The following is a 17,396-nucleotide window of genomic DNA, read 5'->3' as shown; positions in this document are numbered from 1 at the left end:
CCTATTCGAACACAATCGCCGGCGCCTGCCTCGCCTGCGTCGCGCGGGCAGCTTCCACGCCCTGCCAGACCTTGGCGGCGATATCGCGATAGATTTTCGCGTGGACGCCGTCCGGTTCGCTGACGGTGACGGGCGTTCCCGCATCCGACGTCTCGCGAATATCCATGTGCAGCGGCACCTCGCCGAGGAAAGGCACGCCGAGCCGCTCCGCTTCTTTCCGCGCGCCGCCATGGCCGAAAATGTCGTAGCGCTTGCCCGTGTCGGGCGCGATGAAGTAGCTCATGTTCTCGACGATACCGAGCAGCGGCACATCCACCTTGCGGAACATGTGGAGCCCCTTGCGCGCGTCGATGAGCGCGAGGTCCTGCGGCGTCGAGACGATGACCGCGCCCGCGAGCGGTACCTGCTGCGCCATGGTCAGCTGCGCATCGCCGGTTCCTGGCGGCATGTCGACCACGAGCACGTCGAGCTCGCCCCACTCCACCTCGCGCAGCATCTGCGTCAGTGCCGACATCACCATCGGCCCGCGCCAGACCATCGGCGTCTCCTCTTCGACGAGGAAGCCGATCGACATGGCCTTGAGCCCGTAATTCTCCATCGGCTTCATGACGCGGCCCGAAACCGTTTCGGGCTTGCCCGAAATGCCGAGGAGACGTGGCATGGACGGGCCGTAGACATCAGCGTCGAGAATGCCGACCTTGAGGCCGTTGGCGCTCAATCCCAGCGCCAGGTTCACCGCCGTCGTCGATTTGCCGACGCCGCCCTTGCCTGACGCCACCGCGATGATCGCGCCGACGCCGGGAATGCCGGGCTTGGACACTGTCTGCGGGCGCGGCACGCGCGGGGGAGGTGTCGCGCCGGCTGGAGCGGCCCGCTGCGGGATATGCCGCGCGGCGACCCTGGGGGGAGGGGGCGCGTCATCGCTGGTCTTGCCGCCCTTCTTTTCCGCCGTCAGCGTCACCAGCGCGCCCGCCACACCAGGCAGTTCTTTCACCGCCCGCTCCGCGGCGGCCCGCAACGGCTCGAGTGTCTGCGCCCGCTCGGCGGGGACGGTGATTGAGAAGAAGACCTTGCCATCGGCAATGAAAATATCCGAGACGAGGCCGAGCGTGACGATGTCGCTCTGAAAATCCGGCCCGATTACGCTCCTGAGCCGCTCGAGAACCTTTTCGCGCGTTACGCCTGTCATGTTTTGAACCGTTCTTGAAATCCGTGCGCCTGAGATAATGCAGTTCGTTACAAAGGCCAATGGTGCGCCCGCTAAAGAGTTGCGGCGCAGCGGCGATTTTCCTTCTTCTGTTTGCGCGGAATCAAACTGCTCGCGTTTGTCGCATTCCAAAGCTCTCGCTTGTGCGCTATCAACAAGAAGTGAATAAGGCGAGCTGCAGACCGATGCGCGACATTCTCTTGAACGGGCGGTATATGGTGCGCTTTTTATGCGCGCTCGCGCTCGTTTTTGTCGCCTTTGCGCACAAGCCCATCGATCTTGGGCCCGGCGACGGGTATGATTTGGCCGCCTATACCTTGCCTGACGGTACCGTCCCCGTCCTCTGCCTGCCCTCGGGCAAAGGGGACGATCATCGCGGCCATGACGATCACCTTTACAGCCAGGCTTGCGAAGCCTGCCGCATCTCCTCAGGCTTCGTTTGCCCGGTCCCGCCAAAGGCGCCCGGACCGGCCTTAAGCACCGGCGAAGTCGCCGCGCGCGTTGCGGTGGCGCCGGTCATCCGGCGCGACAGCTATCCGCCTTCGGCCCCGCCGCAAGCGCCGCCCTTCGTCTGACCTGACCTGCATTATCCCGGCTTCCGCGCGTGCTCGCGCATGGCCGCCACACATCCCCATTTCAGGAAACAGACGATGAAAATCATTCCCTCTGCCGCCTTCGCGGCAACCCTTATGGCGCTCGCCGGTATGCCCGTTATCGCCCACGCCCACGCCACGCTCGAAAAGGGTGAGGCCAAGGCGGGTGGCTCCTACAAGGCCGTTCTTCGCGTTCCACATGGCTGCGACGGCAAGGCGACCACCGCCGTCAGCATCAAGCTGCCGGAAGGCTTTGTCTCCGCCCAACCCATGCCGAAAGCCGGCTGGAAGACGGAAACGGTGAAGGGCGATTACCAGAAGAGCTACACGGTCCATGGCAAGGACGTGCGCTCCGGTGTGGTCGAGGTGCGCTGGACGGACGGCAGCCTGCCGGACGAATTCTATGATGAGTTCGTGGTGGTCGGGCGGCTCGCGAATTTCGACAAGGACACAGTGCTCTATTTCCCCGCCACCCAATCATGCGGGCCGGATGCGTCCGTTGCCTGGACGGAAATCCCCGCCGAGGGACAGAACCCGCACGATTTGAAACACCCCGCGCCGGAATTGAAGGTCCTCGCCGCCGCTTCTGCTGATGAGCATGCCGGGCATGGTACTCATGGCGACGCAGACAAGGTGGTCAAAGCCGGTTCCATCGAGATTTCCCATGCATTCGTCCGCGCCATGGTGCCGGGCGCGAAGGTCGGCGCCGGTTTCGTCAAGCTCGCCAATAGCGGCAGCGAGGCCGACAGGCTCGTCGGCGCAACATCGCCCGCCGCCAAACGCGTCGAGATCCATGAGATGACCATGGAGAACGATGTCATGAAGATGCGCCAGTTGAAGGACGGCATCGCCGTGCCTGCGGGCGAGACGGTGGAAATGAAGCCGGGCGGCCTGCATCTCATGTTCATGGACGTGGTGAAGCCGTTTAAGGAACACGAGACCGTGCCCGTCACGCTCGAATTCGAGAAGGCCGGCAAGGTGGATGTGGCCTTCAAGGTCGGCTCTGCAGGCGCATCTTCCTCGGAGCACCAGCACTGATGAACGCCAGGGTCATCCGTTACGGGCTTTGGGCGGCGGTAGCCGTCCTTTGCCTGCTGGTCGCCGCCGTCTATGCCTATGGCAAGTTCCAGCCCGCCGTCAGGCCGGCGGAATTGGGCACCTCGTTCAACCTCATCGACCATGACGGCAAGCCGATCACCGAGGCGGCCTTCGCGGGCCATCCGACCGTGCTGTTCTTCGGCTTCACCCATTGCCCGGATGTCTGCCCGACGACGCTTTATGAGCTCGCGGGCCTTATCGACAAGCTGGGCGACCAGGGCAAGGATCTGCGCGCCTTCTTCATCAGTGTCGATCCGGAGCGTGACACGCCCGAGATCATGAAGGCCTATACCGGCAATTTCACCAACCGCATCACCGGGATCACCGGCGATCCCGCGGAAATCGCCAAGGTGGTCGCAGGATGGAAAGTCTATGCCCGCAAGGTGCCGCTCGACGATGGCGGCTACACCATGGACCATACCGCCTCGCTGTTCCTGATCGACCGCAATGGCCGGCTGAAGGGCACCATCGCCTTCGAGGAAAATCCGGATACGGCGCTCGAAAAGCTGAAAAATCTGGTGGCGGGGTAATCCCCCGCCTCCACTCTTCGCAACCGGGATTAAATATGACTATAATAGTCTAGAATAATTCTAACTTATTGAAATCTAAACACTTTAATAAAATCGGCATTGACTATGGGGTGAACTCTAGGCTTTATATAGATGCGCATGATTGCGCTTTAACCTTTGATGTCTGGGCCTTGAACCCTTTCGATTGGAGGACCTGATGATCGGTCTTGATTCCCACCGCGTCGCGGCGGTGGATGGGCTTTCCTGGCAGCTCGATCTGCTGCCGAGCGGCCGTCCCGGCCTGAAGCCGGAGATTTCGCGTCTGGGCGGATGTCATTTGCGGCACTCGAGCATGATCCCGAAAAGTTGCAGACTTTTCGGATAAGATCATGCGGCAAAACAAAGCGCAGCATGTGCAGGGTTGCCGCGTGGTCCAGTTAACCCGGATGGCTGCGACCAAATGCCCGCCGCCGCCCGCATTTTTGCCGATCCTCTGGCTGATTTCCGTCAGACTTTGCGGTCTAGTTTTTATCCCACGGCATTGAAGGCGTTTCGCTGTTATTGGGACGAAGGAAAACACGAGATGAATTCACGCACCGAAAGACGTCTCGGCATTGCCGCCGCCGCCGCGCTCACCGTGGCTGCCCTCATCGCGCCGGCGAGCGCCGACCGCAGCCCGCATAAGACCGAACTCTCGCGCGCTCATGACGCAGGCGTGGTGCAGTTCGCTTATGTCGATCAGGGGAGTAGGGGAATAGGGGAATAAGGGAATATGTTCGGGATTGCCTGACCGTCAGACAATACCCCTTTCCCTATTCCCCTACTCACTTATTCCCTTCCTCCCCCACCGGAGGAGGAAAATTTTTTTAAATTCCACCAAAATAGGTGGTTTATGGCATTCACGCATTCTTTCGTGATTGATAGCCTTTGCGAGCATGAGTGAGAAACCCATGCGGCCAAACAGGGCTTCAGCACGGAGATAGCGCAATGGCTCGATACAGTCTCTCCATTCCCTTCGCGGCGCTCCTCGCCGGTGTCGCCGTTTTCGGCGTCGTCCCCGGAGCGTTTGCCGACCAGGCCATCCTCAACGTTTCCTACGACCCGACTCGCGAACTCTACAAGGACTACAACGCCGCCTTCGCCAAGCATTGGAAAGCCGAGACCGGCGAGGACGTGACGATCCGCACCTCCCATGGCGGCTCGGGCAAGCAGGCGCGCTCTGTCATTGACGGCATCGATGCCGATGTGGTGACGCTGGCGCTCGAAAGCGACATTTCTGCCATCGTCAAGGAATCGGGCAGCGTCAACCCCGATTGGCGCCAGCGCCTGCCCAACAATTCCGCGCCATACACCTCCACCATCGTCTTCCTCACCCGCAAGGGCAATCCCAAGGGGATCAAGGATTGGGGCGATCTCATCAAGGACGGCGTCGAGGTCATCACGCCGAATCCGAAGACCTCGGGCGGCGCTCGCTGGAACTATCTCGCTGCCTGGGCCTGGGCCCACAAGCAATATGGCGGCGATGAAGCCAAGATAAAGCAATATATGGCCGATCTCTTCAAGCATGTGCCGGTGCTCGATACCGGCGCGCGCGGCGCCACCACCACCTTCGTCCAGCGCCAGCTCGGCGACGTGCTGCTCGCTTGGGAGAACGAGGCCTATCTCTCGGTCGCCGAATTTGGTCCCGATGCCTTCGATATCGTCGTGCCCCCGCAATCGATCCTGGCCGAGCCGCCCGTGGCCGTCGTGGACAAGAATGTCGATACCAAGGGCACACGAAAGGTCGCCGAAGCCTATCTCTCCTATCTCTATTCGGAGGAAGGCCAGCGCATCGCCGCAAAGCATTTCTACCGCCCGTCCAAGCCGGAACTCGTCCCGGCGGAGGAACGCGCCAAACTTCCGGACTTGACGCTGGTGACGATCGATGATCCCATTTTCGGCGGGTGGGCCAAGGCGCAGCCCTATCACTTCGGCGATGGCGGCACGTTCGACCAGATTTACAAGCCCGGGAAATAAACGGGTCATCCGCCCGTCATTCTTGGGACATCCTCGGGTTAAACCCGAGGACCACGAATGACGGCCAGAAAAGACAGTGGGGACGATGAAAACATGACCTCCATTCCTGTCGCTTCGCGGGCGGGGTGGCAGTGGAAAAAGCCGAGCATCATTCCCGGTTTCGGGCTGACGCTCGGCTTTACGCTTGCCTATCTGACGCTGATCATCCTGATCCCGCTCTCCGGGCTCGTATGGCGCACGGCGGGGCTTGGCTGGTCCGGCTTCTGGGACATCGCCACCGATTTGCGCACACTGCGCGCGCTGGAGACGAGCTTCGGCACCTCGCTGGTGGCGGCGCTCATCAATGCGGTGTTCGGTGTCATCGTCGCCTGGGTGCTGGTGCGCTATCGTTTTCCGGGGCGGCGTTTTGTCGATGCCATCGTGGACCTGCCCTTCGCGCTACCCACCGCCGTCGCCGGCATTGCGCTCACCGCGCTCTATGCGCCCAATGGCTGGATCGGCTCGCTCGTCGCGCCGCTTGACCTGCGCATCGCCTTCACCAAGCTCGGCATCATCGTGGCCCTCACCTTCATCGGTCTGCCCTTCGTCGTGCGCACTGTGCAGCCGGTCATGGAGGAGATCAATCGCGAGATCGAGGAAGCAGCGGCGACGCTGGGCGCGAGCCGGTTCCAGACGATCTGGCGCGTGCTGCTGCCGGGGCTGCAGCCCGCCATCCTCACCGGCTTCGCGCTCGCCTTCGCCCGCGCGGTCGGCGAATACGGCTCCGTCATCTTCATCGCCGGCAACACGCCCTACCAGACCGAAATCGCGCCGCTGCTGATCGTCATCCGCCTGGAGGAATATGATTATGCCGGCGCGACCGCCGTGGCGACGATCATGCTGATCATCGCCTTCATCATGCTGTTTTTGATTAATCTCATTCAGGCGTGGAGCCGCAGGAGGTATGGCTATGGCGCCTAGTCCGGTGAAGGTGCGCCGGCAGGCGCCTCCCAAACGCCACAGTGCGGTGACGGAAAGCCCGTCCGCGCGCTACGGCCTGATGGCAGTCGCGTTCGTCTTTCTCGTGCTGTTCCTGCTGCTGCCGCTCGTCTCGGTTTTCGTCGAGGCGTTCCGGAAGGGCCCCGGCGAATATATCGCCTCGCTCTTCGAGCCGGATGCCCTTGCCGCCATCCGCCTGACTTTGCTCGTGGCGGCCATCGCCGTGCCGCTCAATCTCGTCTTCGGCGTCGCCGCCGCCTGGGCCATCGCCAAATACGAGTTCAAGGGCAAGGCGTTCCTGACCACGCTCATCGACCTGCCGTTCTCGATTTCGCCGGTCATTTCCGGCCTCGTCTTCGTGCTGCTCTTCGGCAGCCACAGTGTGCTCGGCCCATGGCTCAAGAGCCACGGCATCGAGGTGCTGTTCGCCGTGCCGGGCATCGTGCTGGCGACGATCTTCGTCACCTTTCCCTTCGTCGCGCGCGAGCTGATCCCGCTGATGCAGGAGCAGGGCACGGGCGACGAGGAAGCCGCGCTGTCGCTCGGCGCGAGCGGCTGGCAGACCTTCCGCTATGTCACGCTGCCCAACATCAAATGGGGCCTGCTCTACGGCACGCTCCTCTGCAATGCCCGCGCCATGGGCGAGTTCGGCGCCGTGTCGGTGGTCTCAGGCCATATTCGCGGCCTGACCAACACCATGCCGCTGCATGTGGAAATTCTCTACAACGAATATAACTTCGTCGCCGCCTTCGCGGTGGCGTCGCTGCTAGCCCTGCTCGCGCTCGTCACGCTGGTTTTGAAATCGCTTCTGGAAATGCGGTACAGCGCCGAGCTCGTAGCGGCAGGTGCATGATCCCGAAAAGTTGTAGACTTTTCGGTCAAGATTATGCGGGAAACAGGACACTAAAAGGGGAATACTGAATGGAAGTTCGCGTTGTCGATGTGCGCAAGGAGTTCGACCGGTTCCCGGCGCTGCACAATGTTTCGCTCGATATCAGGTCGGGCGAGCTGATCGCGCTGCTCGGCCCCTCCGGCTCCGGCAAGACGACGCTCTTGCGCCTTATCGCCGGGCTGGAGACGCCGACGGAGGGGACGGTGTTCTTCGGCCATGATGATGCCTCGAAAAAGACCGTTCAGGAACGCAATGTGGGGTTCGTTTTTCAGCATTATGCCTTATTTCGGCACATGACGGTGCTCGATAATGTCGGTTTCGGCCTGAAAGTGCGCCCATCCTCGAGCCGCCCGCCGAAGGAAGAAATCCGCCGCCGCGCGCTGGAGCTCCTCGACTTCGTCCAGCTGAACGGGCTGGAAAAACGCTACCCCGCGCAGCTCTCCGGCGGCCAGCGCCAGCGCGTCGCGCTCGCCCGCGCCATGGCGATCGAGCCGAAGGTGCTGCTGCTCGATGAGCCCTTCGGCGCGCTCGACGCGCAGGTGCGCAAGGAACTGCGCCGCTGGCTGCGCGAAATCCACGACAAGACCGGCCACACCACGATCTTCGTCACCCACGACCAGGACGAAGCGCTGGAGCTCGCCGACCGCGTCGTCGTCATGAGCCAGGGCCGCATCGAGCAGGTCGGCACGCCCGACGAGGTCTATGACAGGCCCAACTCGCCCTTCGTCTACGGTTTCATCGGCGAGTCGAGCACCCTTCCGGTGAAGATCGAAAACGGTGCTGTGCTCGTGTCAGGACAGAACACCGGCCTTTCCTCTGACAGCCTGCCGGACGGCGAGGCGACGCTGTACTTCCGCCCGCATGATGTGGAGCTTGCCGATGGCTCCGGCCATGGCATTGCCGGGACGGTGGTGGCCAGCCGCCGGGTGGGCGGCACGCGCCGGATCGAATTGGAGGTGGAGGGTACCCGCGTCGAGATCGAAGTTTCCGCCGGCTATCCCGCGGCGGACGGCAGCCGGATCGTTTTCATGCCGAAGCATTGGAAGCTGTTTGCGGAGAAGGCGAGATAGCAGGCAGCGACGTTCTCATACAGACGGCTGCCGCTTGGCGAGTTTTTGCCGGGCCTGCTCGATCGCACAGGCCGCGAGCACCCATTCCCAATGGCCGATTACATCACACTGGCAAATCCCTTGCGCCGCCCTATCTTCTAACGCAGATTTACGGCTGGACACGATTTGTGCGTTGCGGATGAATCGATTTAGCCGGACTTGAGGAACGCTGACGCATTTTGGCCAAAACTCGTCAGCACCACGGATCGGGGGCTTCGGGGGAAACGCATCGTTTTTCAAATGGCTGCGGTGTGCTACAACCGTCTGCTTCCGGCCAAAATTCGGAAAACTGAAACCGTCAATTCATAGGGCTGCAAGGGCATATGCCGGCTTTGTCTTTTTCTGTGTCGTCTTTCTTTTCGCGTAAGCCCGATGGGAAACTTCTAGCCCAACTGCCTATCCCTATCCGGGCATCCTATAAGTCGCCGGAAGATCTGGAGACGCTTGCCGCCGCCGTGGCGCGGGGCGAGCATATCCGCCTGCCGGAATATGAGCCGTTCGATTTCACCAAGCGGCTGTCCGAAAATGCCGGGCTGATCCTTCACGTCTATCGCACCTCCGATGCTGCCGCGCGCGCCGGCGAGACGATCACTCCTGCCGCGCAATGGCTGCTCGACAATCATTATACGGTTGACAAGAACATCCAGCAGGTGCGCCGCTCCCTGCCCGCGCGCTTCCTGCGGCAATTGCCGCCCTACCCGCCGGTGGAGGGTATGCCGCGTATCGTCGCGCTGGCCTGGCTCTATGTCGCCCATAGCGATAGCAATTTCTCGCTGAAGACGCTGACGGCGATCGTCAGGGGCTTCCAGACGGTAGAGCCCCTGCGCATCGGCGAATTGTGGGCGCTGCCGTCAGCCGTTCGATTTGTGCTGATCGAGAACGCCCGCCGTCTTGCGCTTCGCGTCGAGCGCGCGCGCGGCATGCGCAATTTCGCCAACCGCGTGGCGGACGAAATCGAGCTGGCGCAGTCGAAGGAGGATATGCAGCGCGTTCTCTCGCAATATGCCGATGCCGCGCGCGACCCCACTTTCGCTACGCATCTTCTCTACCGCCTGCGCAACAGCCCGAACGATGTGGGCGTCGCCGCCGACTGGCTGGAAAAGGAGCTGGAAAAGCACGGCAGCGATGCCGAAGACGCCATCATCCAGGAACATGCCCGCCAGTCCACCGGCGGCGTGTCGATGGGCAATATCATCCGCAGCCTCAAGGCCATCGACGACGTGGACTGGACCTCCTGGTTCGAGACCGTCAATGAGGTCGATGCCATCCTGCGCGAGCACAGCGATTTCGAGAAGCTCGATTTCCGCTCGCGCAACGCCTATCGCGTCACCATCGAGAAGATGGCGCGCCATTCGCCGAAAACCGAGATCGAGATCACCTGGGCGGCGCTGCGCCTTGCCGAGGACGGCAACCGGGCCGAAATCGCCGGCCGTGAGGAAGCGAAGGGCACGGGCGCTGTCGCCTATTATCTGGCGGGCGACGGCAGGCCGGAGCTAGAGCGCATCTGCGAGTATCAGCCGCCCTTGTCGCTGCGCCTCCTGCGCTTTTATCGCGGCCTTGGGCTCTGGGGCCTCGCCGTGCCCATCGCTATTTTCACGGTGGTGCTGCTGGCGCTTGTCCATTCCGGTCTCTCGGCCTTCGGCGTTTCGGCAGGCGCGGCGGCGGCTTTCACGCTTCTGGCGCTCTTCCCGGCGATGGAGGCCGCTTATGCGCTGTTCAATTCGCTGGTGCCGCTTTTCATCCAGCCCACACGGCTTATCGGCTATGAGTTCAAGGAGGGCTTGCCGCCCGAGGCGCGCACGCTGGTGGCTGTGCCCACCTTCATCACCTCGCGGGATTCGGTCGATGAACAGATCCGCAATCTCGAGGTCCATTACCTCACCAATCCGCGCGGCGAGGTCTATTTCGCCCTTGTCAGCGATTGGGTCGATTCGCAGCAGGAAATCACCGCAGCGGATATGGAGGTGCTGGAATATGCCCGCGCCGAAATCGACAAGCTGAACTATCATTATACCGGCGAAGGACAGCCCCGCTTCTTCATCCTGCATCGCCGCCGCCTCTATAATCCGCGGCAGGGCTGCTGGATGGGCTGGGAGCGCAAGCGCGGCAAGCTGCATGAGCTGAACCTGCTTCTGCGCGGCGATCAGGACACGAGCTTCTTCCCTGCCGACCCGCGCCTGCCTGTGGACGTCAAGTTCGTCATGACGCTCGACGCCGACACGCGCCTGACGCCGGAGGCGGTCACGCATCTCGCCGGCAAGCTCAGCCATCCCCTCAACCGCCCCGTTTTCGATCCGAAGACGGGCGAGGTCGTGCGCGGCTACGGCATCCTCCAGCCGCGCGTCACGCCCTCGCTGACGACGGGCGACGACGCCTCCTTCCTCCAGCGCGTCTTCTCGGTCAATCGCGGCATCGACCCCTATGTCTTCGCCGTGTCGGACGTCTATCAGGACGTGCTGGGCGAGGGCACCTTCACGGGCAAGGGCCTCTACGAGATCGACACGTTCGAAAAGGCCATGGCCGGCCGTATCGAAGAAAACGCCGTTCTCAGCCACGATCTCTTGGAAGGCGGCTATGCGCGCTGCGCCCTCGTCAGCGATGTCGAGGTGGTCGAGGACTACCCCACAGGCTACAATGTCGATATTTCGCGCCATCATCGCTGGGCGCGCGGCGACTGGCAGCTCCTGTCCTATCTTTTCTCAACCGGGCGCGGCGTCAATCCCATCACCCGCTGGAAGATGGCTGACAATCTGCGCCGATCGCTGAACCCGATCCTCTGGGTCATCGCCTCGGTCGCCGGCTGGACCTTCCTGCCGCTCGGCGTGGCTGCGCTGTGGCAATTCTTCCTGCTGGCCAGCATGTTCGTCGCCCCGACCTTCGGTTTGATCCGCAACCTGCTTCCGCCCGGTATGGATTATTCCGTGAAGGGCCATTTGGAATCGCTGCTGACGGAGGTCAGGCTTGGCGCTGCGGATGTATGGCTCCGCACCACCTTCCTCGCCAACAATGCCTGCCTGATGGCGGACGCCATCGTGCGCACGCTCTATCGCCTCGGCGTATCCCACCGCAATCTCCTGGAATGGCGCACGGCGGCGCAGGCGAAATCCTCTCCGGACACGCTTGCCTATTACATCAGGCTGATGTGGCCGGCGGTGACCCTTGGGGTCGTGTCGCTCATGATCCCGCTTCTTACGGAAAGCAAGGCGCTGCTCGTCGCCGTGCCCTTCACTGTTCTCTGGCTCTTCTCGCCGCTCATCGCCTGGCTGGTCAGCCGTTCGGCCAAGCCGCAGGATACGCTGGAGGTCCGCTCATCGGACAAGGGCGATTTACGCCGCTATGCCCGCCGCACCTGGCGCTATTTCGAGACCTTCACGACCGAAGAGCACAACCACCTGCCGCCCGACAATTTCCAGGAAGACCCGTTCCCGGTCGTCGCACCGCGCACCTCGCCGACCAATATCGGCGTCTATCTCCTCTCGGTGGTGGCCGCGCGCGATTTCGGCTGGATCGGCTTTGCCGATGCGCTCAACCGGATCGACCGGACGCTCGGCACCGTCGAGAAGATGGAGAAATATCGCGGCCATCTCTACAATTGGTACGACACGACCAGCCTGAAGCCGCTGATGCCGCTTTATGTCTCCGCCGTGGACAGCGGCAATCTGGCGGGCCATCTGGTCACGCTTTCCTCCGCCCTCGAAGAATGGGCCGAAGCGCCATCCGTCTATCTCCAAAGCGATCTCGACGGCATCCTTGATGTCAACGACATTCTCGAGGAAACGCTGGCCGAAATCCCTGATGACCGGCGCATTCTGCGCCCGTTACGCCGCAGGCTGGAAGAGCGCATTTCCAACTTCCGCCGCGCCGTCCGCACGGTGAAGGAGGAGCCGGAAACCGCTTCCTTCCGCACGATCAATCTGGCGCTCTTCGCCAATGACATCGTCAAGCTGACGGATGAGCTCAACAGCGAGATCGGCACGCCGGGGAGCCTCGCCGCCAGCCAGTGGGCGCGCATTCTCGTCGATACCTGCAAGGCGCATACGGACGACGCCATCGGCGAGCACGACACGGATGCGCTACGCGAGCGGCTGCGTGAGTTCGCTACCCGCGCCCGCCAGCTTGCCTTCGACATGCAGTTCGACTTCCTGGAGCGCAAGGAGCGCCGTCTCCTCTCCATCGGCTATCGCGTACAGGAAAACGAGCTGGACGAAAGCTGCTACGATCTTCTGGCCTCGGAGGCCCGCCTTGCCAGCCTTTTCGCCATCGCCAAGGGCGACGTGCCTGTCGATCATTGGTTCCGGCTTGGACGCCTACTCGTGCCCGTGGGCTGGAAGGGCGCGCTCCTTTCCTGGTCCGGCTCGATGTTCGAATATCTGATGCCGCCGCTGGTGATGAAGGAACCGCTCGGCTCGCTACTCGACCAGACCAACCGGCTCGTGGTCAAGCGCCAGATCGAATATGCGACGTCGCGCGGCCTGCCCTGGGGCATTTCGGAAGCGGCCTACAATGCCCGCGATCCCGAGATGAACTACCAGTACACCAATTTCGGTGTGCCGACGCTGGGCCTGAAGCGCGGCCTTTCGCGCAACGCCGTCATCGCGCCCTATGCCAGCTTGCTTGCCGCGCAGTACCAGCCGGCGGAAGCGGTGGCGAATTTGAAGCGCCTGCGTACGGTCGGCGCGCTGGGGCCCTATGGCTTCCACGATTCGGTGGATTTCACCCCGTCGCGCGTGCCTGAAGGCGAGAAATGCGCGGTCGTGCGCAACTATTATGCGCACCATAGCGGCATGTCGATTATTGCTGTCAACAACGTCATCTTCGATGGCCGCATGCGCGAGCGCTTCCACAGCGATCCTGTGATCGAGGCGGCAGAGCTGCTTCTGCAGGAGAAGGCGCCGCGCGAAATTCCGATGGTTTACGCCAAGGCGGAAAACCCGATGCGCACCGACGACGGCGGTTTCGACGATGCGCCCATGCGTATCATCGACAATCCGCTGAAAGCGCCGCGCGCCACGCAGATCATGTCGAACGGCCAGTATGCCGTCATGCTCACCGCCAACGGTTCCGGCTACAGCCGCTGGAACAATCTCGCCGTCACCCGCTTCCAGGCGGATGCCGCCGAGGACATGCAGGGCACCTTCCTGTTCCTGCGCGATGTCGAAACCGGCCATTGGTGGTCCGCCACCGGCGAGCCCACCCGCAATGCGGAAGGCGAGGCCAAGGCCGTCTTCACCGACGAGAAGGCCGAGTTCTTCAAGACGGTGGGCGACATCAAGACGGTGGTCGAGTGCATCGTCGCTTCGGAATCGAATGGCGAGGGCCGGCGCATCGACATCATCAATACGAGCTCGCGCGACCGTGTCATCGAGCTGACGTCCTATGCCGAGCTGGTGCTCGCCCCGGACGAATCGGACAGCGCCCACCCAGCCTTCTCCAAGATGTTCGTGGAAACCGAGATTGCCGCCAACGGCACGACGGTCTATGCGACCAGGCGCAAGCGCGCGCCGTCGGACCCGGATATCCATGTGGCGCATTTCGTCGCCGATCTCTCCGGCGCGGCGCGTGAGGCGGAAGCCGAAACCGACCGCCGCGTCTTCATCGGCCGCGGCCGTTCCTTACGCAACCCCGCTGTTCTGGATACGAACGCGCCGCTGCTCGGCAGCCAGGGCTGTGTGCTCGATGCCATCGCCTCGGTGCGCTGCCGCGTGCGCGTTCCGGCGCGCAAGAAGGTGAGCCTCGTCTTCTGGACGCTCGCCAGCGATAGCCGCCAGGGACTGGAAGAAACGGTGTCGCGCTACCGTCACCCCGAATGCTTCGCCCGCGAGTTCTCGCTCTCGTGGACGCGCTCGCAGGTGCGGCTGCATCACATCGGCATCGGCCCGGCGCAGGCCGCCGATTACCAGAAGGTCGCGACCTATCTTCTCTACCCCGACCGGGCGTTCCGCCAGTCGCCGGAGGCGATTGCCAGCGGGCTCGGCAAGCAGTCGGAGCTCTGGCCGCTCAGCATCTCGGGCGACTTCCCGATCTTTGCCCTGCGCATGGATGACGAAGCCGCGCTGGACGTGCTGCGCGAGGTGCTGAAGGCGCAGGAATATTGGCGGGCCAAGGGTCTGGTGGTCGATGTCGTCGCCATCAACGAGCGTGCCTTCTCCTATGCGCAGGATTTCCACCGCGGCATCGAATGGGTTGCCGACAGCTATCGCGCCCGTGGCGCGTGGGCGGGTCCGCGCCAGCACATCTTCGCGGTGCGCCGCGACCAGATGAGCGAGGAGACCTATAACACCCTGCTCGCTTCCGCCCGCATCGTCATGCATGCGCAGAACGGCTCGCTCGCCGAGCAGCTCCGGCGCACGCAGGAGATCACCGGCGACCTCGCCGCGCGCAGCGAAAGCATCGCCGAGGCCGAAAGCGCCGTTTCCGCCGCCGAGCGCGCGGCGGAGATTGCCAAGCCCCTGGTCACGACGCCTGTCCTGCCGGTGAAGGAACGGGCGCAGCCTGACGGCACGGGCCTGCAATTCTGGAACGGCTATGGCGGCTTCGACGCGGATGGCGACTATGTGGTGCGCCTCAATGGCCAGCGCGTCACGCCCCATCCGTGGATCAACGTCATCTCCAACCCGAATTTCGGCTTCCATATTTCCGCCGAGGGCGCAGCCTTCACCTGGGCCGGCAACAGCCGCGATTTCCAGCTGACCCCCTGGGCCAACGATGCGGTAGCGAACCGGCCGGGCGAAGCGGTCTATGTGGTCGATCTCGATACGGGCGAAGCCTCCTCACCGGTCGCTGCCGTGCTGCGCGACGAGGAAGCGGATTACGAGGCGAAGTTCGGCGCCGGCTACGCCCGCTTTGCGAGCGAGCGGGGCGGCACCGCGATGACGCTGACCCACATCGTAGATCCGGCCGAGCCGGTCCGCATGTCGAAGCTGGTGATCAGCAATCGCGGCCGCGCGGCGAAGCGCCTGCGCGTCTACGCATACGTCGAATGGGTGCTCGGCAATGTCCGCTCCAGGACCGCGCCTTTCATCGTGCCCGCGCATGATGAAAAGCTGGGCGCCCTCTTCGCCCGCAACCCCTATCAGGTGGACAAGGCCGGTCAGGTCGCCTTCTTCGCGGCGTCGCGCCAGCCCACTTCCGTTTCGTCGGATCGTGTCGAGTTCATCGGCAATACCGGTTCCGTAGAGGAGCCGGATACCGTCCTCCAGGGCAGGCCGCTTCTGAACACGGTCGAAGCCGGACGCGATCCTTGCGCCGCGCTCGCCTTCGATTTGGAGATTGCGGCAGGCGCGGAGGAAGAGATCATCTTCTACCTCGGCTGCACCGAGGGCGAGGCCGAGGCGCGCCGCCTCATCGCCGCACAGCGGGTGAAGTCCTTTGACGATACGCTGGAGGCCTCGCGTGTTGTCTGGCGTGATTTCCTGGGTAGCCTGCAGGTGAAAACGCCCGACCCGGCCTTCGACCTGATGGTCAATCGCTGGCTGCCCTACCAGAGCCTCGCCTGCCGAATCTGGGCTCGCGCCGCCTTCTATCAGGCGAGCGGCGCTTATGGCTTCCGCGACCAGTTGCAGGATACGCTGGCGCTGCTGGCGCTCGACCCGATGCTGGCGCGCAGGCAGCTCGTCAATGTCGCCTCGCGCCAGTTCCGCGAGGGCGATGTGCAGCATTGGTGGCTGCCCTCGACCGGGGCGGGCGTTCGCACGCTCATCTCGGACGACGTCGTCTGGCTCGGCTATGCCGCCTCGCTCTACACGCAGACAACGGGCGACCTCGCCGTCCTCGATGAGCAAGTGCCGTTCCTCGAAGGCCAGGCGCTGGAGGAGGGCCAGCACGATGCCTTCTATCAGCCGCAAGTGTCGAAGGAGACCGCCAGCATTTACGAGCATTGCGCGCTGGCGCTCGATCTCGCCATTGCCCGCACTGGCGAAAACGGCCTGCCGCTGATTCTCGGCGGCGACTGGAACGACGGCATGAATCTGGTCGGCGTCCATGGCAAGGGCGAGAGCGTCTGGCTCGGCTGGTTCCTCGCCTATACGCTGCGGCAATTCGTCCCCATCGCCGAAGCGCGCAAGGATGCAAAGCGGGCGGAGGCCTGGGCACGCCATTTGGAAAGCCTCAAGGCTGCGCTGGAAGAAGCCGGCTGGGATGGCGCATGGTACCGCCGCGGCTATTATGACGACGGCTCGCCGCTCGGCTCCAGGGACAGCGACGAATGCCGCATCGACGCCATCGCCCAAAGCTGGGCGGTGCTGTCGGGCGCGGCTGATCCGGAGCGTGCCGGGCAGGCGATGCAGTCGCTGCGCGAGCAGTTGCTGGACGTGGAAGGCGAGCTCATCCGTCTCTTCACGCCGCCCTTCGACAAGACCGTGCACGATCCCGGCTACATCAAGGGCTACCCGCCGGGCGTTCGCGAAAATGGCGGCCAATATACCCATGGTGCGACCTGGGCCATTCTGGCATTGACGCGGCTCAAGCAGAATGACGAGGCCTATCGCTGGTTCGAGATGATCAACCCGATCCATCACAGCCGCAACCCCGAGAGCTATCGCGTCGAGCCCTATGTGGTCGCCGCCGATATCTATTCCGTCGCGCCGCGGCGCGGGCAGGGCGGCTGGACCTGGTACACCGGCTCGGCCGGCTGGCTCTATCGCGTCGCGACGGAAGGCATACTCGGCCTCAACCGCCGCGCCGACCGGCTGTTTATCGACCCAGCGCTGCCCTCGGCATGGAATGGCTGCTCGGTGTCGCTGCGCGTGGACGACGCCACCTACCGCATCGAAATCAGAACGGGCGGCAAGGCAGGTTCGATCAAGCTTGACGGCAAGAAAGTGGCAAGCCCCGAAAAGGGCATCCCGCTGAAGAAGACCGGCGAGCACGAAATCATTGTGGAGCTTCCCAAGATGGCACAAGCGGAGTAGGGGAATAAGCAAATAGAGAAATAGGGGAGTAAGGGAATCCAGTTATCCTTACTCCCCTATCGCTTGTTCCCTTACTCCCCTCTCG

At 63.0% G+C, this 17,396-nt stretch carries 11 protein-coding genes; 10 read left to right on the top strand and 1 reads right to left on the bottom strand.

Annotation, left to right across the window (positions count from 1 at the left end; translation table 11 throughout):
* Position 1 precedes the first annotated feature (1 nt).
* On the bottom strand, positions 2-1,189 hold the full coding sequence (locus ACOWVG_RS04475) for an Mrp/NBP35 family ATP-binding protein (RefSeq protein ID WP_420960306.1): 1,188 nt from the start codon (positions 1,187-1,189) through the stop codon (positions 2-4).
* Between the two features lie 203 nt (positions 1,190-1,392).
* On the opposite strand from ACOWVG_RS04475, the gene ACOWVG_RS04470 reads away from it, so the two are divergent.
* From ACOWVG_RS04470 to ACOWVG_RS04425, 10 genes are all read left to right on the top strand, one after another.
* Positions 1,393-1,782 carry a hypothetical protein gene (locus tag ACOWVG_RS04470; protein ID WP_420960305.1) on the top strand — a complete coding sequence of 130 codons (390 nt, stop codon included), beginning with the start codon at positions 1,393-1,395 and terminating at the stop codon, positions 1,780-1,782.
* A 75-nt stretch (positions 1,783-1,857) separates the two neighbouring features.
* Positions 1,858-2,838, top strand: coding sequence for a DUF1775 domain-containing protein (locus tag ACOWVG_RS04465; RefSeq protein ID WP_420960304.1), 981 nt, complete (start codon positions 1,858-1,860; stop codon positions 2,836-2,838).
* The gene (locus tag ACOWVG_RS04460) at positions 2,838-3,428 is read left to right on the top strand and encodes an SCO family protein (protein WP_420960303.1); all 591 of its coding nucleotides are present in this window, start codon (positions 2,838-2,840) and stop codon (positions 3,426-3,428) included. The genes ACOWVG_RS04465 and ACOWVG_RS04460 overlap by 1 nt, the downstream gene beginning before the upstream one ends.
* A 196-nt stretch (positions 3,429-3,624) precedes the next feature.
* A complete protein-coding gene (locus ACOWVG_RS04455) occupies positions 3,625-3,792 on the top strand; it encodes a hypothetical protein (RefSeq protein WP_420960302.1) in 168 nt (55 codons plus the stop codon).
* Between the two features lie 198 nt (positions 3,793-3,990).
* Positions 3,991-4,173 (top strand): hypothetical protein, encoded by a 183-nt coding sequence (locus ACOWVG_RS04450; protein WP_420960301.1) that lies wholly within the window; start codon positions 3,991-3,993, stop codon positions 4,171-4,173.
* 221 nt (positions 4,174-4,394) lie between these two features.
* Entirely contained in the window at positions 4,395-5,423 is a 1,029-nt protein-coding gene (locus ACOWVG_RS04445; RefSeq protein WP_420960300.1) for a sulfate ABC transporter substrate-binding protein, read from the top strand.
* Positions 5,424-5,516: 93 nt separating this feature from the next.
* A complete protein-coding gene (gene cysT / locus ACOWVG_RS04440; RefSeq protein ID WP_420960776.1) occupies positions 5,517-6,383 on the top strand; it encodes a sulfate ABC transporter permease subunit CysT in 867 nt (288 codons plus the stop codon).
* Entirely contained in the window at positions 6,373-7,254 is an 882-nt protein-coding gene (gene cysW, locus ACOWVG_RS04435; protein ID WP_420960299.1) for a sulfate ABC transporter permease subunit CysW, read from the top strand. The genes cysT and cysW overlap by 11 nt, the downstream gene beginning before the upstream one ends.
* A gap of 68 nt (positions 7,255-7,322) precedes the next feature.
* Positions 7,323-8,363 (top strand): sulfate/molybdate ABC transporter ATP-binding protein, encoded by a 1,041-nt coding sequence (locus ACOWVG_RS04430; protein WP_420960298.1) that lies wholly within the window; start codon positions 7,323-7,325, stop codon positions 8,361-8,363.
* A gap of 362 nt (positions 8,364-8,725) precedes the next feature.
* On the top strand, positions 8,726-17,311 hold the full coding sequence (locus tag ACOWVG_RS04425; RefSeq protein WP_420960297.1) for a GH36-type glycosyl hydrolase domain-containing protein: 8,586 nt from the start codon (positions 8,726-8,728) through the stop codon (positions 17,309-17,311).
* Positions 17,312-17,396 lie beyond the last annotated feature (85 nt).

This window comes from Brucella sp. IR073 (genome assembly GCF_049065735.1).
Lineage (GTDB): Bacteria > Pseudomonadota > Alphaproteobacteria > Rhizobiales > Rhizobiaceae > Paramesorhizobium.
This window is presented reverse-complemented; position numbering and strand designations above follow the sequence as displayed.